The 20,377-nt window shown below is 67.7% G+C and carries 20 protein-coding genes; 4 read left to right on the top strand and 16 right to left on the bottom strand.

Going from position 1 to position 20,377, the window contains the following annotated elements:
• Window positions 1-23: 23 nt before the first annotated feature.
• The 9 genes from pcp to AC1DT6_RS34045 all read right to left on the bottom strand — a co-directional run bounded on the left by pcp (window position 24) and on the right by AC1DT6_RS34045 (window position 7,914).
• Complete coding sequence (gene pcp / locus AC1DT6_RS34085; RefSeq protein WP_441636907.1) at window positions 24-698, bottom strand: pyroglutamyl-peptidase I; 675 nt, start codon at window positions 696-698, stop codon at window positions 24-26.
• A gap of 70 nt (window positions 699-768) precedes the next feature.
• A complete protein-coding gene (locus tag AC1DT6_RS34080) occupies window positions 769-1,719 on the bottom strand; it encodes a DUF979 domain-containing protein (protein ID WP_441636906.1) in 951 nt (316 codons plus the stop codon).
• A 3-nt stretch (window positions 1,720-1,722) separates the two neighbouring features.
• Window positions 1,723-2,460: a DUF969 domain-containing protein gene (locus AC1DT6_RS34075; protein ID WP_441636904.1), complete on the bottom strand. Its 738-nt coding sequence runs from the start codon at window positions 2,458-2,460 to the stop codon at window positions 1,723-1,725.
• Between the two features lie 131 nt (window positions 2,461-2,591).
• Complete coding sequence (gene pxpA, locus AC1DT6_RS34070; protein ID WP_035865170.1) at window positions 2,592-3,332, bottom strand: 5-oxoprolinase subunit PxpA; 741 nt, start codon at window positions 3,330-3,332, stop codon at window positions 2,592-2,594.
• Window positions 3,333-3,398: 66 nt separating this feature from the next.
• Window positions 3,399-4,427 (bottom strand): 5-oxoprolinase subunit C family protein, encoded by a 1,029-nt coding sequence (locus tag AC1DT6_RS34065; RefSeq protein WP_441636902.1) that lies wholly within the window; start codon window positions 4,425-4,427, stop codon window positions 3,399-3,401.
• Between the two features lie 55 nt (window positions 4,428-4,482).
• Window positions 4,483-5,133 carry a 5-oxoprolinase subunit PxpB gene (gene pxpB / locus AC1DT6_RS34060; protein WP_477115327.1) on the bottom strand — a complete coding sequence of 217 codons (651 nt, stop codon included), beginning with the start codon at window positions 5,131-5,133 and terminating at the stop codon, window positions 4,483-4,485.
• A gap of 494 nt (window positions 5,134-5,627) precedes the next feature.
• A complete protein-coding gene (gene lipA, locus AC1DT6_RS34055; protein ID WP_006161271.1) occupies window positions 5,628-6,623 on the bottom strand; it encodes a lipoyl synthase in 996 nt (331 codons plus the stop codon).
• Between the two features lie 43 nt (window positions 6,624-6,666).
• Window positions 6,667-7,398 (bottom strand): lipoyl(octanoyl) transferase LipB, encoded by a 732-nt coding sequence (gene lipB / locus AC1DT6_RS34050; protein WP_441636898.1) that lies wholly within the window; start codon window positions 7,396-7,398, stop codon window positions 6,667-6,669.
• A gap of 156 nt (window positions 7,399-7,554) precedes the next feature.
• Complete coding sequence (locus tag AC1DT6_RS34045) at window positions 7,555-7,914, bottom strand: DUF2917 domain-containing protein (RefSeq protein WP_441636896.1); 360 nt, start codon at window positions 7,912-7,914, stop codon at window positions 7,555-7,557.
• A 220-nt stretch (window positions 7,915-8,134) separates the two neighbouring features.
• On the opposite strand from AC1DT6_RS34045, the gene AC1DT6_RS34040 reads away from it, so the two are divergent.
• Window positions 8,135-9,094: a transcriptional regulator GcvA gene (locus tag AC1DT6_RS34040; protein WP_441636894.1), complete on the top strand. Its 960-nt coding sequence runs from the start codon at window positions 8,135-8,137 to the stop codon at window positions 9,092-9,094.
• Here AC1DT6_RS34040 and AC1DT6_RS34035 read toward each other — a convergent pair.
• The 7 genes from AC1DT6_RS34035 to gatC all read right to left on the bottom strand — a co-directional run bounded on the left by AC1DT6_RS34035 (window position 9,091) and on the right by gatC (window position 16,886).
• Entirely contained in the window at window positions 9,091-10,293 is a 1,203-nt protein-coding gene (locus AC1DT6_RS34035) for a tyrosine recombinase XerC (protein ID WP_477115326.1), read from the bottom strand. The two genes, AC1DT6_RS34040 and AC1DT6_RS34035, sit on opposite strands and share 4 nt — an antisense overlap.
• Before the next feature lie 40 nt (window positions 10,294-10,333).
• On the bottom strand, window positions 10,334-11,002 hold the full coding sequence (locus tag AC1DT6_RS34030) for a DUF484 family protein (protein WP_477115325.1): 669 nt from the start codon (window positions 11,000-11,002) through the stop codon (window positions 10,334-10,336).
• 979 nt (window positions 11,003-11,981) lie between these two features.
• Entirely contained in the window at window positions 11,982-13,442 is a 1,461-nt protein-coding gene (gene gatB / locus AC1DT6_RS34025) for an Asp-tRNA(Asn)/Glu-tRNA(Gln) amidotransferase subunit GatB (protein ID WP_477115324.1), read from the bottom strand.
• Window positions 13,443-13,560: 118 nt separating this feature from the next.
• Window positions 13,561-14,517, bottom strand: a complete 957-nt coding sequence (locus AC1DT6_RS34020) for a dienelactone hydrolase family protein (protein WP_477103969.1) — start codon at window positions 14,515-14,517, stop codon at window positions 13,561-13,563.
• Window positions 14,518-14,522: 5 nt separating this feature from the next.
• Entirely contained in the window at window positions 14,523-14,990 is a 468-nt protein-coding gene (locus AC1DT6_RS34015) for a hypothetical protein (protein WP_441636964.1), read from the bottom strand.
• Window positions 14,987-16,492, bottom strand: coding sequence for an Asp-tRNA(Asn)/Glu-tRNA(Gln) amidotransferase subunit GatA (gatA, locus tag AC1DT6_RS34010; RefSeq protein ID WP_441636966.1), 1,506 nt, complete (start codon window positions 16,490-16,492; stop codon window positions 14,987-14,989). Before gatA ends, AC1DT6_RS34015 begins: the two co-directional genes overlap by 4 nt.
• Before the next feature lie 94 nt (window positions 16,493-16,586).
• Window positions 16,587-16,886: an Asp-tRNA(Asn)/Glu-tRNA(Gln) amidotransferase subunit GatC gene (gene gatC, locus AC1DT6_RS34005; RefSeq protein WP_441636968.1), complete on the bottom strand. Its 300-nt coding sequence runs from the start codon at window positions 16,884-16,886 to the stop codon at window positions 16,587-16,589.
• A gap of 626 nt (window positions 16,887-17,512) precedes the next feature.
• Between gatC and AC1DT6_RS34000 the strand changes: the two genes are divergently transcribed.
• The 3 genes from AC1DT6_RS34000 to mreD all read left to right on the top strand — a co-directional run bounded on the left by AC1DT6_RS34000 (window position 17,513) and on the right by mreD (window position 20,308).
• Entirely contained in the window at window positions 17,513-18,556 is a 1,044-nt protein-coding gene (locus tag AC1DT6_RS34000) for a rod shape-determining protein (protein WP_035859663.1), read from the top strand.
• A gap of 202 nt (window positions 18,557-18,758) precedes the next feature.
• On the top strand, window positions 18,759-19,799 hold the full coding sequence (gene mreC / locus AC1DT6_RS33995) for a rod shape-determining protein MreC (protein ID WP_045238331.1): 1,041 nt from the start codon (window positions 18,759-18,761) through the stop codon (window positions 19,797-19,799).
• Complete coding sequence (gene mreD / locus AC1DT6_RS33990; protein ID WP_035859668.1) at window positions 19,796-20,308, top strand: rod shape-determining protein MreD; 513 nt, start codon at window positions 19,796-19,798, stop codon at window positions 20,306-20,308. The genes mreC and mreD overlap by 4 nt, the downstream gene beginning before the upstream one ends.
• Window positions 20,309-20,377: the final 69 nt, after the last annotated feature.

Here is a 20,377-nt window from a genome sequence, read left to right as displayed (position 1 = left end):
CCACCGCCCGGGGCCTGACCGCTTCAGTGCGTCTGGCCGCCCTGCTCGCGGATATCGTCCTGCGTCGACAGCGCGGTAGCCACCGCGCAGCGGATGCCGTCGATCATCGTGGCCAGCGCCAGGCTGGGCTGGCCCGGATGCCGCGCGGCCTGCTCCGGCAGATAAGGAATATGGATGAAGCCGCCACGCACGCCCGCCGGCACGCTTTGCGTCGCCAGCAAGTGCATCAGCCCGTAAAACACGTGATTGCAGACGAAGGTGCCGGCGGTCTGCGAAACCGAGGCCGGCACGCCAGCCGTGCGCATCCGGCGCACGATGGCCTTGATTGGCAGGCTGGAAAAATACGCCGCGGGGCCATCCTCCGCGATGCGGCTATCGACGGGCTGCGCGCCGGCGTTGTCGGCGATGCGCGCATCGTCGACATTGATCGCCACGCGCTCCACCGACATTTCCGGGCGCCCGCCCGCCTGCCCCACCGCGATCACCAGCACGGGCTGCAGCGCATCGAGCAGGTCCGCCATGACGTCGTTGGCGGCGCCAAATACGCAAGGCAACTGGCGCGCGACGATCAAGGCCGCATCGGCGCCATCGGGCGTGCCGCCGATGCGCTCGCCGTCGAGCGCGCGAACGGCCTCCCAGGACGGATTGATAGGTTCGCTTTCGAACGGCTCGAAACCGGTCAGCAGCACGGTACGCATGGCGGGGACTCCCGGCCCGAAGTCCGGTTGCCCGGGCCCCTGGCCAAACTTTCGCGGCTGGACCGCGTTCTTACATCAGGAAATACAGCAGCGCGATATTGGCCACCAGGATCATCAGCGCGGTCGGCACCTGCGCCCGGATCACGGCGTTCTTGTCGTCCAGCTCCAGCAGCGCGGCAGGCACGATGTTGAAGTTGGCCGCCATCGGCGTCATCAGCGTGCCGCAGTAACCGGAGAACATGCCGATAGCCGCCATCACCGCCGGGTTGCCGTGGAACATGTTCACCAGGATGGGCACGCCGATGCCGCCGGTCATCACCGGGAAAGCGGCGAAGCCATTGCCCATGATCACGGTGAACAGCGCCATGCCCACGCAGTACACCACCACGGCCACCAGTTTGTAGTCCATGTTGATGTAAGCCGTGGTCAGGTACGCCACCGCCTTGCCCACACCGGCATCGGCAAACACCAGGCCAAGCATGGCCAGCATCTGCGGCAGCACCAGCGCCCAGCCGAGCGACTCGGTCAGGCGGCGCGACTCGCGCACGCCCTGCACCACAGTATCGCGGGTGAGCCAGCAGGCCGCGGCCAGCGCGACCAGGCAGCCGACGCCCAGCGAGACGAAGGTCACGTTCTTGGGGTCCAGCAGCGGCAGGCCGGCGATCTTCACGTCCTTGAACAGCACGGTGCCGATCACCGTCACCAGCGGAATCAGCAGGGCCGGGATGAACAGCTTGTTGCCAAGGCGCTTGGCCGAGGCGCGGCGCTCTTCTTCCGGCAGCGTGCCGTGCTTGCCGTGGCCAACCCCGCCAAAGCCCGCGATCAGCGCCATCACCACGGCGCCAACGCCGACGACGGCCGGCGGCAGCTTGTCACCGATCAGGAACACCAGCGCATACAGCGCCCAGAACAAACCCGTGCTGAGCCGGCGCGGATGGTCGCGGTCCGCGAAAATCATCAGCGAGGTGATGGCCAGGACCAGGCCGGCGAGCCAGTAGAGGTACTCGATGGAAATGATCATGGCTTACTCCCCGCTCTTGGCCGTAGCCGCCGTACCTGCGGCGGCCGCAGCCTTGCCGCCCACTTCGCGTTCCAGCCACATATCCAGGCGCTTGAGGCGCACGGCATGGATCAGGAAGGCGCAGACCGCGGTCGGGATGCCCCACACGGCGATATGCAGCGGCTCCACATCGATGTTCGACGACAGCAGGAAGGTGTGCATCAGCGCGATCGCGCCGAAGGCCACGAAGATGTCCTCGCCGAAGAACAGGCCGACGTTGTCGGTAGCCGCGCAGAAGGCCAGCACGCGCTGGCGGACCGGCTCGGGCAGCTTGCCGAAACGGGTCTCGGCCGCGCCTTCGGCCATCGGGGCCAGCAGCGGACGCACCATCTGCGGGTGGCCGCCGAGGCTGGTCAGGCCCACCGCCGCGGTGAGCTCGCGCACGCCGAGGTAGACGATCAGCAGGCGCCCGACCGTGGCCGAGGCGATGCGCGAGATCCAGGCTTGCGCGTGCTCGCGCAGCCCGTGCCGCTCGAGCAGGCCGATCACCGCCAGCGGCAACAGGATGATGAGCGGCAGGTTGCGCGTCTTGACGAAGGCGGTGCCGATCGCCGTGAAGATCTGCATGACCGGCATAGGCGCCGCCAGCCCGGTGGCGATGGCGGCAAGCGCCACCACCATCATGGGATTGAAGCGCAGCACGAAGCCGAGGATGATGATGCCGACCCCAACTAAGGGCCAGAGGTTGACTGCCTGTTCCATGAGAGACACCAATAGAGTGTGATGGAGGCGAGTGCCACGCGTCGCGTCATGCTGCTCGACATCGCGCGGGTCACAGTGAATACCGGAAGCCTGGGGGCGCGTCCGTTGCGTTTACCGTGTGGTGTGCCCCTTCAGCCTCCGGCGCGGATTGCGATGCCTTCGGCGCCGAGCCGTTCGCGGATGCGGCGCGCAAAGGCAAGCGCGTGTGCGCCGTCGCCGTGCAGACACACGGTTTCGGCGCGAATCGGTACATAGCTGCCGTCGATGGCGCGCACGCGCTGCTCGCGCACCATCTGCAGGGTCTGGCCAAGCGCCACGTCTTCGTCTTCGTGCAGCGCGCCGGGCGTCCCGCGCTTGACCAGCGAGCCATCCGGGTTGTAGCCGCGGTCGGCAAAGACTTCTTCCTTCACCTTGAGGCCGGCTTCGCGCGCCACCTTCACCATGACACTGCCGGCCAGGCCGAAGAAGACCAGGTCGGAATCGAAGTCGCGCACCGCGCGCACGATGGCGTCGGCCAGCCTGGGATCCCTGGCGGCCTGGTTGTAGAGCGCGCCGTGCGCCTTGACGTGGGCCAGTTGCCCGCCCTGCGAGCGCACCAGCGCGGCCAGCGCGCCGATCTGGTAGAGCGTGTTCGCGTACACCACTTCGGGATCGAGCTGCATCTCGGTGCGGCCAAAGTTCTCGCGGTCCGGATAGCTCGGATGCGCGCCGATGGCGACGCCCTGCTCCAGCGCCCACTTCACGGTCTGCAGCATGGTGGCGGCGTCGCCGGCGTGCCAGCCGCAGGCGACGTTGGCCGAGCTGATCAGTCCCAGCAGTTCGCGGTCGTTGCCGCAGCCTTCGCCGAGGTCGGCGTTCAGGTCGATATGCATTGCGATACTCCTCACCGGTCTTGCGGCTTGTCCTGAGGTTTGGGGGTTGATGTCATCCGGCGGCGCTCAGGCCACGGCCGCGGCCGCGTGGCTGCGCGTGCGCCGCCGCGAGGCGATCACCATGCCGTCTCCCTGCCATTGCAGTGCCTGGTCCAGTTGCTGCAGGTAGCGATCCAGCTCGGCCTGCGCCGCAGCGGCCTCTTCCAGCGTGACGCGCACGAAGCGCACCGGCGCGCCCAGCGGCACCTGCGCCAGCCGCCACAGGTCGGCGCCGATCACCACGCCGATCTTGGGATAGCCGCCGGTGGTCTGCGCGTCGGCCATCAGCACGATGGGCTGGCCGGCCGGCGGCACCTGCACTACGCCCGGCAGCACGCCGTGCGAGAGCAGGTCGGCGGCACGCTCAGGCTGGCGGGCCAGCGCCGGGCCTTGCAGGCGCAAGCCCATGCGATTGCTGTTGGGCGTGACGATCCAGTCGGACTGCCACAGCGCCTCATGCGCGGCGGCGTCGAAGTCCTCGTATTCGATGCCAGGCAGCATGCGGATCGGCGTGGCGTTGCCGAGCTTCGTCACCGGCAGCGCCCAGGCCGGAGCCTGCACGCCCAGCCAGTCGCTGTCCTCGGCCACGCCGGGCCGGCCGGCATCGAAGCGGTCGCCTTCATGCAGCGCCCGGCCACCCAGGCCGCCAAAGCCGGCCTTGAGATCGGTGCTGCGCGAGTCCATCACCGGCGCCACGGCAATGCCGCCCGCCACGCACAAATAGGTACGGGTGCCACCCTGCGCCGCCGACAGCGTCAGCGTTTCGCCGCGGCGCACGTCGAAGGCATGCCACGACCACACCGGCACGCCGTCCAGGTTGGCCCGGCACTCGGCGCCGGTCAGCGCGACGCGCATGTCGGCGTGGAAGCGCACGGCGGCGCGGCCCAGCGTGAATTCGATGGCGGCATCGCCCGCCGGATTGCCGAGCAGGCGGTTGCCGATGGTGAGCGCGACCGTATCGAGCGCGCCCGCGGTGCCCACGCCGAAGCGGCGAAAGCCGGGGCGGCCGAGGTCCTGGACCGAGGCGAGCGCGCCAGGGCGAATGATCTCGATCATGCGCGGACCCTCCGCACAGTCGCAGCAGCGGGTGCAACGGGTGATGGCATACGGTTCATGGCAGCAGCGCCTCGACGACAAAGCGCACCGTGTCGCCCGGTGCGAACAAGGAAGGCGGATCGCGGTCGGCGACGAAGAGTTCGCTGGCTGTGTGTCCGATCAGTTGCCATCCGCCGGGAGCGGCGGCCGGATAGATGCCGGTCTGCTCGCCGCCGATGCCGACCGAGCCGGCCGGCACCGACAGCCGCGGCTCGCGCCGCCGAGGCGTGGCCAGCGCCGGGTCCATGCCGCCCATATAGGCGAAGCCGGGCTGGAAACCGAGGAAGTAAACGACGTACTCGCCCTCGCTGTGGCGGCGCACCACTTCCTGCGCCGTGAGGCCAGTATGCGCGGCCACCTCGGCCAGGTCGGGGCCGAATTCGCCGCCGTAGCGCACCGGGATCTCGACCAGCCTGCCTGTCGCCGCGCGCGCCTCGCCCGACGCCCAGGCCAGCTTCAGGTTGCGTTCCAGCGCTTCGGGATCGGCATCGCGGTCAAACACCACGGTGAGGTTGTTCATGCCGGGCACCGCGTCGACCACGCCGCGCCACTCGGCCGCGCGCTGGGCCATGGCCCAGATACGTCGCTGTACATCAAGCGAGGCCGGCGGCGGCACGCTGCACAGCAGCGCGCGCTCGGCCAGGCGGTGAACGGAACATCGGGTCATGGGAAGCACCGGCAGGGGGACCTGTCTTGCAGTGTAGGCGCGCGCACCGGACTTGGTCAGGGACGACGCCGGCTGCAATCCGGTCCGTGAGCAGAATCTTTTTTCATCGACAATTTGTCGATAAATTCATGATAACCAAACAATAAGATGCTGGGGCTAGGTGTAGACCCTAGGATTTCCCACGCAAAGTGTTGTGCGTGACGGGCCCTGCGCCCTGTCCTGGTGCGGCCGGCCGATGCGGCGAATGCCTTCGGTGCGGGAGCGCTCGCGAGGGCTCCCGCCATGCGCCGGTCCGGTGCGATCGCGCGGCGCGCGGCCCCGCCCGCGCCGACGGGTGCGATGGAAGAAATTTCAGGGAAAGAGGTCAGGCCGTCGCGTGCATGCAACGCCAGCTGCGGCGGCAGCCGCTGCCGCAGGAAAAAAAAACCGGCCGGGTGGATACCGGCCGGTTATTTTTGCAATGAACCAAGGCGCCCGGAGGCGCGCAGGCAGGCTCAGGCGAAGCCGGCCTTATGCGCCTGCTCGTCCGCATGATAGGAGCTGCGCACCATGGCGCCCACGGCGGCATGGGTGAAGCCCATCTTGTATGCCTCGGCCTCGAACATCTTGAAGGTGTCCGGATGCACGTAGCGCATCACCGGCAGGTGGTGGCCCGACGGCGCCAGGTACTGGCCGATAGTCAGCATGTCGATGTCGTGGGCGCGCATGTCGCGCATGACTTCGAGGATTTCCTCGTCGGTCTCGCCCAGACCCACCATCAGGCCGGACTTGGTGGCCACGGTGGGGTTGCGGCGCTTGAATTCCTGCAGCAGCTTGAGCGAGTGCGCGTAGTCGGCGCCCGGGCGCGCCTGCTTGTACAGGCGGGGCACGGTTTCCATATTGTGGTTCATCACGTCCGGCGGGCCGGATTGCAGGATGTCCAGCGCCTTGTCCAGGCGGCCGCGGAAATCCGGCACCAGCACTTCGATGCGGGTGACCGGCGACAGCTCGCGGGTCAGCGTGATGCAATCGACAAAGTGCTGGGCACCGCCGTCGCGCAGGTCGTCGCGGTCGACGCTGGTGATCACCACGTAATTGAGCTTGAGCTGGGCGATGGTGCGTGCCAGGTTGCCCGGCTCGCTGGCGTCCAGCGGATCGGGACGGCCGTGGCCGACGTCGCAGAACGGGCAGCGGCGCGTGCACTTGTCGCCCATGATCATGAAGGTCGCGGTGCCCTTGCCGAAGCATTCGCCGATGTTGGGGCAGCTCGCTTCCTCACATACCGTCACCAGGTTGTTGGCGCGCAGGATGTCCTTGATCTCGTAGAAGCGCGAGCTGCCGGTGGCCGCCTTGACGCGGATCCACTCAGGCTTCTTGAGCTTCTCGGCCGGCACGATCTTGATAGGGATGCGGGCGGTCTTGTCGGCCGACTTCTGCTTGCGGGTCGGGTCGTACTGCTCCGCCTGGGGTTGCGGGGCTTCGCTGGAAGTGGCGATCAGGGCGTCGCTCATAGTGTTCTCCGCACGCGCGGTGCGTGCATATTCGGCTGGATGACTAAGTGGCCAGGGCCGCGGCGGTGTTCCGGTCGGCTGCCAGGGCGCGCTCATGCGCCGCTGCCAGCACTTCGCACAACGCCGCCGCAAGGCGCCGCGCGATATCGGCTTGTTGTGCCGCGGTCACGGGCAGGCGGGACGCGCCAGCCGCATCGGCCACCGGGAAGGTGGCGCCCGCCGTTGCCATGTCGACCGTTTCCAGGCCGGCATAGCCGCAGGGGTTGATGCGCAGGAAGGGCGCGAGGTCCATCTGCACGTTGAGGCTGACGCCGTGATAGCTGCAGCCGTTGCGGATCTTGAGGCCGAGCGCGGCGATCTTGGCGCCCTGGTGCGGACCTTCGCAAAGGTAGATACCAGGCGCGCCGGGCTTGCGTTCGGCTGCGAGATTATACGCCGCGAGCGTGTCCAGCACGGCTTGCTCGATCGCATGGACGAGCTCGCGAACCATGAGGCGGCGCCGGCGCAGATCGAGCAGAAGATAGGCTACGACCTGTCCCGGACCGTGGTAAGTGACTTGTCCTCCACGATCGATCCGCACCACGGGGATCGCCTCGTCCGGGGCCAGCAGGTGCGCGGGATCTCCCGCCTGGCCGAGGGTGTAGACCGGAGGATGCTCGACCAGCCAGATCTGGTCGGGGGTATCGGCGGTGCGTGCGGCGGTAAAGGCACGCATCGCGTCGAAACAGGGCTCGTACTCTTGCCGGCCCTGCTCAATGACTTGTATCGATTGCATCCCGGCAGTTTAACGAAAAGGGGCGGATCTCACAGGATGCCGCCCCTCTCTTGCTCTGTCCGTCTCGTGCTCTTTCACTCCGCGATGGTCCTGCCAGGGTCAGGGTCATCGCGCGAATGCACCAGCCGCAGATGGCCGCGCACGCGGCCGTCTTCGTCAGGAGGCCGTGATCTGGTCCTGGTTAGGCGTCCATTCGGTACCTCGAACCAAACGCCGCGCCATGCGTGCCACCAGGTGCGACAGGTTGACGGCCGGCCGGCGGGCCTCGGCGATCAGGGCCAGGCGTACCGGCTCGGCGGCGCGCGGATCCACGCTGACCGTGATTTCGTCGCCGCTGGCGAGCAGCAGGCTACCGCCGCAACGCAGCCAGTAATCTTCCGAATCGCCTTCGCGGGTCAGCCAGACATCGGTCCCCGTGGCCTCATCCACGCGCAGGCGCTGTTCGGCGTGGATGGAAAGCGAGGTAACTTCGCCCGGGCTCAGGGTGAACAGGGTCGTTGTGAGCAATGTTTTCATGTTGGGCATCCTTCACTGACATCGTCGACACCCTCGCCCGCTTGCCCGGAATGGGCAGCCACCAGTCGCGCCAGCCCTTGTCAGGCTATGCTTTGTACTTGACTGGCACCGGTGCGGGCAGCGCGCCGATGCATTGCATTCTAGTGATTGCCGCGGCCCTTCCAAAACGATATATTTTCCTTGTTCTTGTTAGAGAAACTCACATAAGACGAGGTCAGTGATGGCGCTGAAGGGAGCATGGGAGAGAGATTTGCCACGTGGCTGGCATCGCGAGTTGCCGCGCCTGCCGCCGCTGACCGCGCTGCGCGCCTTCGAGGCGGCTGCCCGCCACGAGAGTTTTTCGCGCGCGGCCACCGAGTTGTTCGTCACCCACGGCGCGGTCAGCCACCAGATCCGCGCGCTGGAGGAGGAACTGGGCCAGGCCCTGTTCGAGCGCAATGGCAAGCGTGTCAGCCTGACGCCCGGCGGCCGGGCCTACGCGGGACGCGTGCGCGAAGCCCTGCTGGAAATCGCCGATGCCACGCGCGCGCTGCAGGCCGGCAACCGCGACAAGCGCCTCACCATCAGCACCATGCCCTCCTTCGCCGCGCGCTGGCTCACGCCGCGCATCGGCAGCTTTATCGAACAGCATCCCGAGCTTGACGTGGAGTTGCTGTCGTCCAACACCCTGGTGGATTTCGCGCGCGAGGAAGTCGATATCGCGCTGCGCATGGGCAGCGGCGACTATCCCGGCCTGTATGTGGAGAAGCTGCTGGACGACGTGTTCTTCCCGGTCTGCAGCCCGGCCTTCAACGGCGGCAAGCTGCCGGCACGGCCGCAGGACATGAAAGGCATGTCGCTGCTGCGCGGCGAGGGCGACCCCTGGAAACCGTGGTTCGAAGCCGCCGGACTGGACTGGCCGGAGCCGCGCAAGGGCCTGCTGCTGGAAGACTCCTCGCTGCTGCTGCAGGCGGCGGCAGCCGGCCAGGGCATTGCGCTGATCCGTTCCTCGCTGGCCTATAACGACCTGCTGTCCGGGCGCGTGGTCCGGCTCTTCGACGTCAGCATTACCTGCCCATGGCTGCTTTACTTCGTCTGCTCGACCAGCATGCTGGAGGCGCCCAAGGTAAAAGCCTTCCGCGCCTGGCTGCTGCCGGAGATGGAAGCGTTCCGCGGCATCCTGGCCCAGTGGGAGGGTTAGTCGTCTTCTTTGGCAGCCGGGGTGGCCGGGGGGTTGGACTCGCCCGCCGCTGGCCCGGGGGCCTTCGGGGCGGCAGCCGGCGCCGGTGCCGAGTGCGCCCTGCCAGCGCGCGGGTGCGCCTTGTCGTAAACCTTGGCCAGGTGCTGGAAATCCAGCGCGGTATAGATCTGGGTGGTGGCCACGCTGGCATGGCCAAGCATTTCCTGCACCGCGCGCAGGTCGCCGGAGGATTGCAGCACATGGGTGGCAAAGGAATGCCGCAACATGTGCGGATGCACGTCCGCGGGCACGCCTGCCCGGATCGCCTGCTGCTTGATGCGCAGTTGCACGGTGCGCACCGGCAGGCGCCTTCCCCGCACGCTGAGGAACAGCGCATGCGCGTCCTCCGGCGCCGCGCCGGTGCGCGACATCTCCGCGCGCACCGCCAGCCACGCGCGCAGGGCTTCCATCGCCTTGCTGCCGACGGGAACGGTGCGGCGGCGCGAGCCCTTGCCGATCACCGTGACTTCGGCGCCGTCCATATCGATCCAGCCGGCGGAGCGGTATTCCCCGTCCTCGGTGTAGCGATGGTCCAGTTGCACCAGTTCCGACACGCGCAGGCCGCTGGAATAGAACAGCTCGTAGACGGCCTGGTCGCGCCGGCCCTCGTTGTGCTCGCCCGCGCTGTGCGAGACCAGCGCCACCGCATGCTCCACCGACAAGGCCTTGGGCAGCCGGTGCCCGGACTTGGGCGCGCGCACGCCGTCGACCGGATTGGCCTCCACCCCAAGGCCATGGCGCGCGGCCCACAGGTAGAAACCGCGCCAGGCCGACAGCGTGCGGGCGATACTGGTGCCGGCCAGGCCGCCGCCATGCAGGCGCGCGGCAAAGCCGCGGATATGGTGGGTCTGCAGCGATAACAGCGCGCAGCCCGGTGCATGGCGCTCGGCATGCGCCTGCAGGACCGACAGGTCGCGGGCGTAGTTGGTCAGGGTGTGGGCAGCCAGCTTGCGGCTGCTGGACAGCCATTCCAGGTAGCGCAGGACCACCGGGGCGGGCACTGGCTTGCCGAGGGGTTCCGCCGGGGCGTCCTGGCGTGGCCTGGACCTGGCGGCATCCGATGGCGTCTTGCCTGCGGCGGCCTTCCTGGCCGCCGGCGCCGCTGCCTTGCGCGGCCGCGCGGCCGCGCCACCTGACCTGGGCGGACGGGATGCCGTCATTGCCCGGCCACGGCGATGGGATTGCGGTGCATCGCCCGGTTTAGTCACGCAGCCGGTTCAGCGCGGCGCCGGCCACTTCGCCGATCTGCGCCAGGTAGGCAGTGCCCATGCCCTCGTGGAAGCGCCGCGGCTCGGGCGAACCCAGCACCAGCAGCCCGAAGGCCGCGCCAAGCGTGCCGGCTTCACGCGCGGGCACGCGCAGCGTCACCATGGCCAGCGAGGCGATATCGTCGCGCYCCAGCCAGGCCGCCGCCTCGAAGCCGCTGTTGGCGCCGCAATACGGCGCGCGCAGGCCTTCGGCGAACAGGCGGACGTCATCGCTCGCGCCCTGGGTCACTTCCATATGCGCGTAGCTCTCGGCCACGTTCCAGAGCTTGAGGGCCACACCCGGTACTTCGAACACCTRCTGCAGGCCGTCCTGCACCGCATAGGGCAGCGCGTGCGAGTCCACTTCTGCCAGCAGGCGCAGTTGCCAGGCGTGCATGCGCTGCTGGGTGCGGTCGTTGTCGTGGCCGTGACGGACGAGGTCCGCGAGCTTCAGTTCCAGGCCTTTGTTCTTCTCACGCAGGATTTCCATCTGGCGCTCTTGCAGCGAGACTGCGCGGTGGCTGTGCGGGCTGGTGAGTTGCACCGTGGCCAGCAGCTCGGCGTGATCTTCGAAGAACTGGGGGTTGGTTTGCAGGTAGGAGGCAACTTCTTGGGGGTTCATTGGCTTCAACCGGGATGTTTGGGGGGCAGTGTAGCAAATGGTTAGGGGGTGGATTTGGGGAGGGGGGGGTGTTGGCCTTTTTGGGGTGAGGGCTTGGGCTTGCTGGCTCCTTTGCGGTTTCTTTTTGCGGCGTTGGTTATTTAACCCAAAGGAATACGACATCCCCCTGCGGGGGACGCCGGTCACTCTTCTTTGCCTCGGCAAAGAAGACTAACGAGAAGAAAGCCGACCCTGCTGGGGGCAGAGCAATCGCGGGTGCGCAGGGTGCTGGTTTCGTCGTATGGGCAGCGGTTCTGCTGGTATCTGCCGTTACCGGCTTGCAGGGCAGCGCAATGGCCTGACCCATGGGTTTCGTGGTGCGGCCCCTGATCGCTTTGCTCGGTGCCTCTTCCCACATCTGCCGTTCGCGGCGCGAAGGACCGCGATCCTGCCTGCATTGGTGGTTTCGTGGTTTTGTCTCTAGCGGTGGCCGCCCAGCCATTTGATGCCCTGCCTACCGGCGCGAGCGGCACCTTGCTACCAACGCCCTTGGTTTCGTGGTGGGCACCATGGCCCGGTTCGCGAGGGTCACGCTCGAACATCACCGCGCCTGCTCTCCGAGACAAAACCACGAAACCAGCCACACTCGAAACGGCGCAGCCACTCGCGCCGCGAACGGCAGATGTGGGAATGGTCACCGCATACGAGGTCAGGGGCCCCACCACGAAACCCATGGGGCAGGCCAATGCGATGTCCTGCAAGCCGGTTGGACACGCTAGGCAACACTCAGGGCCGTACGACGCAATCACCGAGGCCTACAAGCCCGATTGCTCTGCCCCCGGCAGGGTCGGCTTTCTTCTCGTTAGTCTTCTTTGCCGAGGCAAAGAAGAGTGACCGGCGTCCCCCGCAGGGGGATGTCGTACGCACTTGGGTGCAAGAGCCAACACCGCAAAAAGAAACCGCGAAGGAGCCAGCAAGCCCCCCCCCCAAAAAAGCCCCCTTACGCCCCCAACTTCTTCTTCAACAACTCATTAACCTGCGCCGGATTCCCTTTCCCCTTGGTAGCCTTCATAGCCTGCCCCACCAGCGCATTAAACGCCTTCTCCTTGCCAGCCCGGAACTCGTCGACAGACTTCGCATTGGCCGCCAGCACATCATCGATGATCTTTTCCAACTCACCTGAGTCGGACATCTGCTTCAGCCCCTTGGCCGCGATGATGGCGTCGGCGTCACCGCCCTCCTCCCCCGCCCACATGGCCGGGAAGACATCCTTCTTGGCAGTGTTGTTCGACACCGTGCCATCGGCAATGCGCACCAGCAGCCTGGCCAACTGCGCCGGCTTGACCGGGGCCGCTTCCAGCGCAATGCCTTCGCGGTTGAGCAGCGACGACACATCGCCCATCAGCCAGTTGGCAGCGGGCTTGGCATTGGCCGCACCGGCTTCGGCGACCACGGCCTCGAAGTAGCTAGCCAGTGCCTTGGACGCGGTCAGCACGCTGGCGTCATAGGCGGACAAGCCATATTGCGACACCAGGCGCGCCTGCATGGCCACCGGCAGTTCCGGCAGCGCGGCCTTCACCCGCTCGATCCAGGCCGCGTCGATCTCCAGCGGCAGCAGGTCGGGGTCGGGGAAGTAGCGGTAATCGTGCGCATCTTCCTTGGTGCGCATCGCGCGCGTCTCGCCGGTGTCCGGATCGAACAGCACGGTGGCCTGCTGGATGGCGCGGCCGTCCTCGATCTCGGCGATCTGCCACTGGACTTCGTAGTCGATGGCCTGCTGCAGGAAGCGGAACGAATTCAGGTTCTTGATCTCGCGGCGCGTGCCCAGCGTGGGGCTGCCGTAGGGGCGCACCGACACGTTGGCGTCGCAGCGGAAGCTGCCTTCCTGCATATTGCCGTCGCAGATGCCCAGCCACATCACCAGCGCGTGCAGGGCCTTGGCGTAGGCCACGGCCTCGGCCGAGCTGCGCATGTCGGGCTCGGTAACGATCTCCAGCAGCGGCGTGCCGGCGCGGTTCAGGTCGATGCCGGTCATGCCGGCGAAATCCTCGTGCAGCGACTTGCCGGCGTCTTCCTCGAGGTGGGCGCGCGTGAGCTGCACGGTCTTCTCGTAGGTCTCGCCCTTCTTGCCTTCGACCTGGATGCTGATGCTGCCGCCCTGCACCACCGGGATCTCGTACTGGCTGATCTGGTAGCCCTTGGGCAGGTCGGGGTAGAAGTAGTTCTTGCGCGCGAAGATGCTGCGCGGCGCGATGGTGGCGCCGATCGCCAGCCCGAACTCGATGGCGCGCTCGACCGCGCCGCGGTTGAGCACCGGCAACACGCCGGGCAGCGCCAGGTCGACCGGCGAGGCCTGCGTGTTCGGCGCCGCGCCGAAGGCGGTGGAGGTACCGGAAAAAATCTTGGAGGCCGTCGACAACTGCGTGTGCGTCTCGAGGCCGATCACCACTTCCCATTGCATGGCGGTATTCCTGTTCGTGTGCTGTATGTGTTGCTACGTGTTTGCTACGTCTGCTACGTGTTCATCGGCATCGCGCGCGCATTTCGCATCCGACCGCGGCGCCATGCCGGTATTCATCTCACGGATTCGGGCTGGCCAGCCACGAATCCAGTTGCGCCAGCGCCGCGCCGCGCGCGACCGGGTCGCCGCCCTCGGTCACGCCCAGGCCGGGACGCGCGCCGTTGGGCACATCGCGCCGCACCCGCAGTTCGCTGGTGCCGTCAAAGCCGTGATACGCGCCAGGGTAGATCTCCAGCCGGAAGCGCGCATCGGGCTGGCGCGCCGTGACCGCCTCGCGCAACATGGCGCAGCGGGTGGCGGGGGTCCAGTCGTCGGCGCCGCCGGTCATCAGCAGCAAGGGCGTGCGCAGGCGGTATTCATGCCGTTGCACGGCGCGCTTGCAGCCAGGATAAAAGGCCACGGCGCGCTCGATTGCCGGCGCGCCCGCCGGCCAGTCGCGGCTGGCGTCGATGGTGCTGAGCACCGCCTGCGCGCCGTTGGACCAGCCCAGCAGCACAATGCGCGCCGTGTCGATGCCGGGCTGCCGCGCGAGCCAGCGCAGCGCCGCCAGGACATCGCCGCGCCGCGTTTCGTCGTCGATGTCGCGCCCGGCCAGCGCTTCGGTGCAGATGCCCTGCGGCTTGCCGCGCGGACCGAAGCTGTCGGGCAGCAACACGGCGTAGCCGCGCGCGGAGAGCCATTGCACGTATTCCCGGTAGCGCTCCTGCAGCGCCGCGGCATCCGCGCCGCCGTTCTGGTAGAGCCCGGCGCAGCCATGCAACGCAATGACCACCGGCAATGCCTGCGCCGACGCCAGCGCGCCGCGCTGCGGCAAGAACCAGTGGGCGCTGAGCGCATTGCCCTTGTCGGCATCGGGAAAATGCACCGTCCGCGCCGGCGGCATGGCGTGCATGCCGGCCTCCGGCACGAAGGCATGCGCGAGCGCGCCGTGGCTTGCCAGCACCAGGGCGCACGCGCCAAGGCAAAAATCCCGCAGGCGGGCGGCGAGTCCGGACAGGGCGCTGAGCGGGTGCATCGGATTCATCGGGTCTGTGCACAGCCGCCAGTGCCGGGTTCGAACATCACCGGCCAGGCTTCCTCGTAGATGCCCGGCGAGCACCGTGCCTCGCAATTGGCGTGGGCCAGCGTGACCCGGCGCGGATCCTGCCAGACCATCAGCTTGCAGGCGCTGCCGTCGTTGGCGCGCAACTCGATATGCGGCTTCTTCTGCGTCTGGCGGAATTCGGCCAGGTTGAAGCTGCACGAACCGCGCTTGCCCACCCACAGCTTCCACGACAACTGCTGCACGCTGTTGTCCGCCACGCGCAGCTGGGCATCCTCGCGGAAGCCGTCTTCCTCGGTGCGGCGGCAATCGCCGGCAAGGTCGATGTCGCGGCTGGCGATCGGGGTGGGCCCGCCGCCGAAGCGCGGCAGCGGGATGCAGGCCGCCAGTGCGGCGGCCAGCCCGATGCCGAGTGCGAGCCGGACCAGCCAGCGCCGCGCGATCATGCCTTGGCAGGCCGGCGCAGGTGCCAGTCCGTTGCCTGCTGGAAAGCGTGCGCCGTCTGCAGCAGTTCGGCTTCGCCGAAGTAGTTGCCGATCAGTTGCAGGCCAACCGGCATGCCGCCCTCGCCCAGCCCGCAGGGCACGCTCATGCCGGGCAGGCCGGCCAGGCTGGTCGACAGCGTGAAGATGTCGGCCAGGTACATCTGCACCGGGTCGGCGCTCTTCTCGCCCAGCTTCCAGGCTACCGTGGGCGCCACCGGACCCATGATCACGTCGCACTGGGTAAAGGCGCGCTGGAAATCGTCGGCGATGATGCGGCGGATCTTCTGCGCCTGCAGGTAGTAGGCGTCGTAGTAGCCATGCGACAGCACATAGGCGCCCACCATGATGCGGCGCTTGACCTCGGGGCCGAAGCCTTCGGCGCGGGTCTTCTTGTACATGTCCATCAGGTCGCGGTACTCGGCGGCGCGATGGCCGTAGCGCACGCCGTCGAAACGCGACAGGTTGGACGAGGCCTCGGCCGGCGCGATCACGTAGTACACGGGGATCGACAGCTCGGTCTTGGGCAGCGACACCTCGACCAGCGTGGCGCCCAGCTTCTCGTACTCGGCGAGCGCGGCGCGCACGGCCTGTTCCACGTCTGCCGACAGCCCCTTGCCGAAATACTCGGTGGGCAGGCCGATGCGCAGCCCGGACAGTGGCCTCTCAACGCTGGCGCCGGTGCGCGGCTTGCCCAGCAGGCGCGTGTAGTCCTCGTCGACACCACCCTGGGCGGGCGCGAGGCTGGTCGAGTCGCGCTCGTCGAAGCCGGCCATGGCGCCCAGCAGCATGGCGCAGTCCTCGGCGGTATGTGCCATCGGGCCGCCCTGGTCGAGCGAGGAGGCGAAAGCGATCATGCCGTAGCGCGACACGCGGCCATAGGTGGGCTTGATGCCGGTAATACCCGAGAACGAGGCCGGCTGGCGGATCGAGCCGCCGGTGTCGGTGCCGGTGGCGGCGGGCGCGAGCCCGGCTGCCACGGCGGCGGCCGAGCCGCCCGAGGAGCCGCCCGGCACGCGGCTGGCATCCCAGGGGTTCTTCACCGGGCCGAAGTGCGAGTTCTCGTTGGACGAGCCCATCGCGAACTCGTCCATATTGGTCTTGCCCAGCGTGACCATGCCGGCGGCGGCCAGGCGCTCGACCACGGAGGCGTCGAACGGGCTTTCATAGTCGGCGAGCATGCGCGAACCCGCTGTTGCGCGCCAGCCACGCGTGACGAACACGTCCTTGTGGGCGATCGGCACGCCGGTCAGCAGGCCGGCTTCGCCGCGCGCGCGGCGCTCGTCGGCGGCGCGGGCCTGCGCCAGCGTGAGTTCGGGGTTGACGTCGACAAAGGCGTTGAGCGCGCTGGCCTGCTCAATGCGGGCCAGGTAATCGCGCGCCAGTTCTTCGGCGGAGACGGTGCGTGCCGCCAGCGCGTCGGAGAGCTCGCGCAGGGAGGTCACGGTAGATGCGGAAAAGGACATGTCGGTCGGTTTGGCTTGGCAGGTGATGGCTGCCGGCGCCGCCTGGCGGCGGCGCGGCGCAGCCGCTGGTTCGAGGGCCGGTGTTCGATGACCTTTATTCGATGACCTTGGGCACCAGGTAGAGGCCGCCTTCGGTGGCCGGCGCGGGACGCTGGTAGTCCTCGCGGCGGTTGGGCTCGGTCACGGCGTCGTCGCGCAACCGCTGCGACATCTCGCGCACCGCGGACAGCGGGTGGGCCAGCGGCACGATGCCGGTGGTATCGACCGCCTGCATCTGTTCGACCAGGGAGAAGAATTGATTGAGCTGCACAAGCGTCTGCCCGGCCTCGGCATCGTTGATTTCGATGCGGGCAAGGTGGGCGATGCGCTTGACGTCGGATAGGTCGAGAGCCATGGCTTGGGGTCGGTGCGAAAGGCGATGCGGGCGCGGCCGGGGCGGGCCGGCGAGTGCTGCCGGGAGCGCCCGGGAATCGTCAAAGTTACAGGTTTTTTCGGGGTAGAAGCCCCCGAAACAGGGGGAATTATAAGGTATCATTGCGCGTTGCCATCCTTTGGCAGCGCCTTCGTCACATTGGTGCACATTGGTGCAAAACCGCGTGCCGCGGAGCTTTGTGGGTCACCCTACGGTCCCCCGGACCCACGGATCGCAGCATTGGCCACATCGCCAGGCCACCAGCCGGCGGTGCGATGCCGAAGGCAGGCAAGGGATACAGACAGGTTCCTCCGATTAGACCGCCCCCGCCAGCAATTAAATTGTAATTGCGGTGCCGTTCCACCGAACTTTCGCGCGTGGTCTAATCAAAGGTACCCGTACAGGTCGTTTCCGCCACCCGGCGAGACGGCCTTGGTTGGCGGCCCCGGCCCTGACAGCACGCCCCCTGTGGCAGGCTGGCAACGGCGCCGGCCCCACCGAACGACCGGGGGCCTTAATACTACCCGTCGCTATGAATATCGTGGCTGGCCCCGCAGCGGCGCCGGCCACTTCGCATACTCGCGAACCACCAGAAAACAGGATTCCTGATGTTCGGATTTCTCCGCAGCTACTTTTCGAACGATCTCGCGATCGACCTCGGCACCGCCAACACCCTGATCTATATGCGCGACAAGGGCATCGTCCTTGACGAGCCGTCCGTCGTCGCGATTCGCCAGGAAGGCGGGCCCAACGCCAAGAAAACCATCCAGGCGGTCGGCAAGGAAGCCAAGCAGATGCTGGGCAAGGTCCCGGGCAACATCGAGGCCATCCGCCCGATGAAAGACGGCGTGATCGCCGACTTCACCGTCACCGAGCAGATGCTCAAGCAGTTCATCAAGATGGTGCACGACACCAAGCTGCTGCGTCCCTCGCCGCGCATCATCATCTGCGTGCCGTGCGGCTCGACCCAGGTCGAGCGCCGCGCCATCCGCGAATCGGCGCTGGGCGCCGGCGCCAGCCAGGTGTACCTGATCGAGGAGCCGATGTCGGCCGCGATCGGCGCCGGCCTGCCCGTGTCGGAGCCGTCCGGCTCGATGGTGGTGGATATCGGCGGCGGCACCACCGAGGTGGGCATCATCTCGCTGGGCGGCATGGTCTACAAGGGTTCGGTGCGCGTGGGCGGCGACAAGTTCGATGAAGCCATCGTCAACTACATCCGCCGCAACTACGGCATGCTGATCGGCGAGCAGACCGCCGAAGCCATCAAGAAGGCCATCGGTTCGGCCTTCCCCGGCTCCGAAGTCCGCGAAATGGAAGTCAAGGGCCGCAACCTGTCCGAAGGCATCCCGCGCGCCTTCACGGTGTCCTCCAACGAGATCCTGGAAGCCCTGACCGATCCGCTCAACCAGATCGTGTCGGCAGTCAAGATCGCGCTCGAACAGACCCCGCCGGAACTCGGCGCCGACATCGCCGAGCGCGGCATGATGCTGACCGGCGGCGGCGCGCTGCTGCGCGACCTGGATCGCCTGCTGGCCGAGGAAACCGGCCTGCCGGTGCTGGTTGCCGAAGACCCGCTGACCTGCGTGGTGCGCGGCTCCGGCATGGCGCTCGAACGCATGGACAAGCTGGGCAGCATCTTCTCTTACGAATAAAGAATCAGCAGAGGAATCGCTCGTGGCGCGACGCGGCCTGCCGGACTACCTGGTCGGGGCCGCGCCGTGCCGCGCCACCCTCCCGACCCGGCCCGAGCCCGTGCAACACACCGCGCCGCGACGCCCCAGCCACGCTGGCTGGCGCGCCGCGGCGCTGTCGTGCCTACGGGACCGGGAGACCTTTCTGCCAGCGCACGGGTAAATGGATTACACTCCGCCGCCGCTCTTCAAGCAGGGCACTTCCGCCGTCGCGCGCCTCGTCTTCTATGTGACGATCGCGCTGGCGCTGCTCATCGTCGATGCGCGCTTTGACGCCCTGCGCGTGGTGCGCCAGGTTGCCGCCACCGTGCTGATGCCGGTCGAGCGCACCGTGCTGGTGCCGCGCGATGCACTGCGCGCCACCTTCGACTACGCCCAGTCAGCGGCCGCCCTGGCCAGCGAGAACCGCGAACTCAGGCGCCGCATGGTGGCCGAGGCCGAGGGCTCGGTGCGCCAGTCCCAGCTCGAAGCCGAGAACAATCAGTTGCGCAAGCTGCTCGGCCTGGTGCAGCAGTCGGCCACGCCGGTGACGTCGGCCGAGATCCTGTACGACGCCCGCGACCCCTACAGCCAGCGCATCGTGATCGACCGCGGCAGCCAGCACGGCCTGCGCGCGGGCTATCCGGTGATCGACGAACGCGGCGTGATCGGCCAGGTGACGCGCGTGTCGCCGTTCCAGTCCGAAGTCACGCTCCTGACCGACAAGGAACAGGCCATTCCGGTGCAGGTCGTGCGCAACGGCCTGCGCAGCGTAGCCTTCGGCGGCGCCCGCGCCGGCCTGCTGGACCTGCGCTTCATGGCCGCCTCGGCCGACCTGCAGCAGGGCGACCTGCTGGTCACCTCGGGCCTGGACGGCACCTACCCGCCCGGCCTGCCGGTTGCCCGGATCGTGCAGATCGAGCGCAAGGCGGATACCGCCTTCTCGCGTGTGTACTGCGAGCCGGTGGCCGGGGTGCGCTCGCACCGCCAGCTGCTGGTGATCCGCTACGAAGCCCAGCTGCCGCCGCGCGAATCCATCGACGGCCCGCGCGACGCCAAGGAAGCCAGGATCGTCAGGGCCGACCGGCCGGGCGTGAAGGACGCCGAACGCGCCGACGCCAAGCCGGCGGCGAAGCCCGCCGCAAAGCCGGCCGACAAACCTGCCGACAAGGCGGCGGAAAAACCCGCGGACAAGCCCGCCGCCGCCAAGGAGGTCAAGCGTTGACCAATCCCCAATACCTGCTGCGCCCGGTCAACCCCGCGTTTATCGCGCTGAGTTTCGTACTGGCCTTCCTGTTCAACCTGATGCCCTGGGGCACCACGCTGTGGGTGCCCGACATGGTGGCGCTGGTGCTGGTGTTCTGGAACATCCACCAGCCGCGCAAGGTCGGCATGGGCGTGGCGTTCGCGCTCGGCCTGCTGATGGATGTGCACGATGCGCGCCTGCTGGGCGAGCACGCCATGGCCTACTCGCTGCTGGCGTACTTCGCCATCACCATCCATCGGCGCGTGCTGTGGTTCACCGTCTATACCCAGGCGCTGCACGTGCTGCCGCTGCTGTTCGTCGCCCACGCGGTGCCGGTGGTGATCCGCCTGGCCATGGGCGCGCCGCTGCCCGGCTGGCAGCTGCTGCTGGCGCCGGGCATCGAGGCGCTGCTGTGGCCGCTGGCCACCGGCATGCTGCTGGCGCCGCAGCGCCGCAGCGCGGACGTGGACGAAACCCGGCCGATCTGACGCTTTACCCCAACCGATGTCCCGCCGCGGCCCCCTGGGGTGCGCGGCAAACCGCAAGGCTGACGCAGT

Source organism: Cupriavidus sp. 01L45, assembly GCF_056399885.1.
This window is presented reverse-complemented; position numbering and strand designations above follow the sequence as displayed.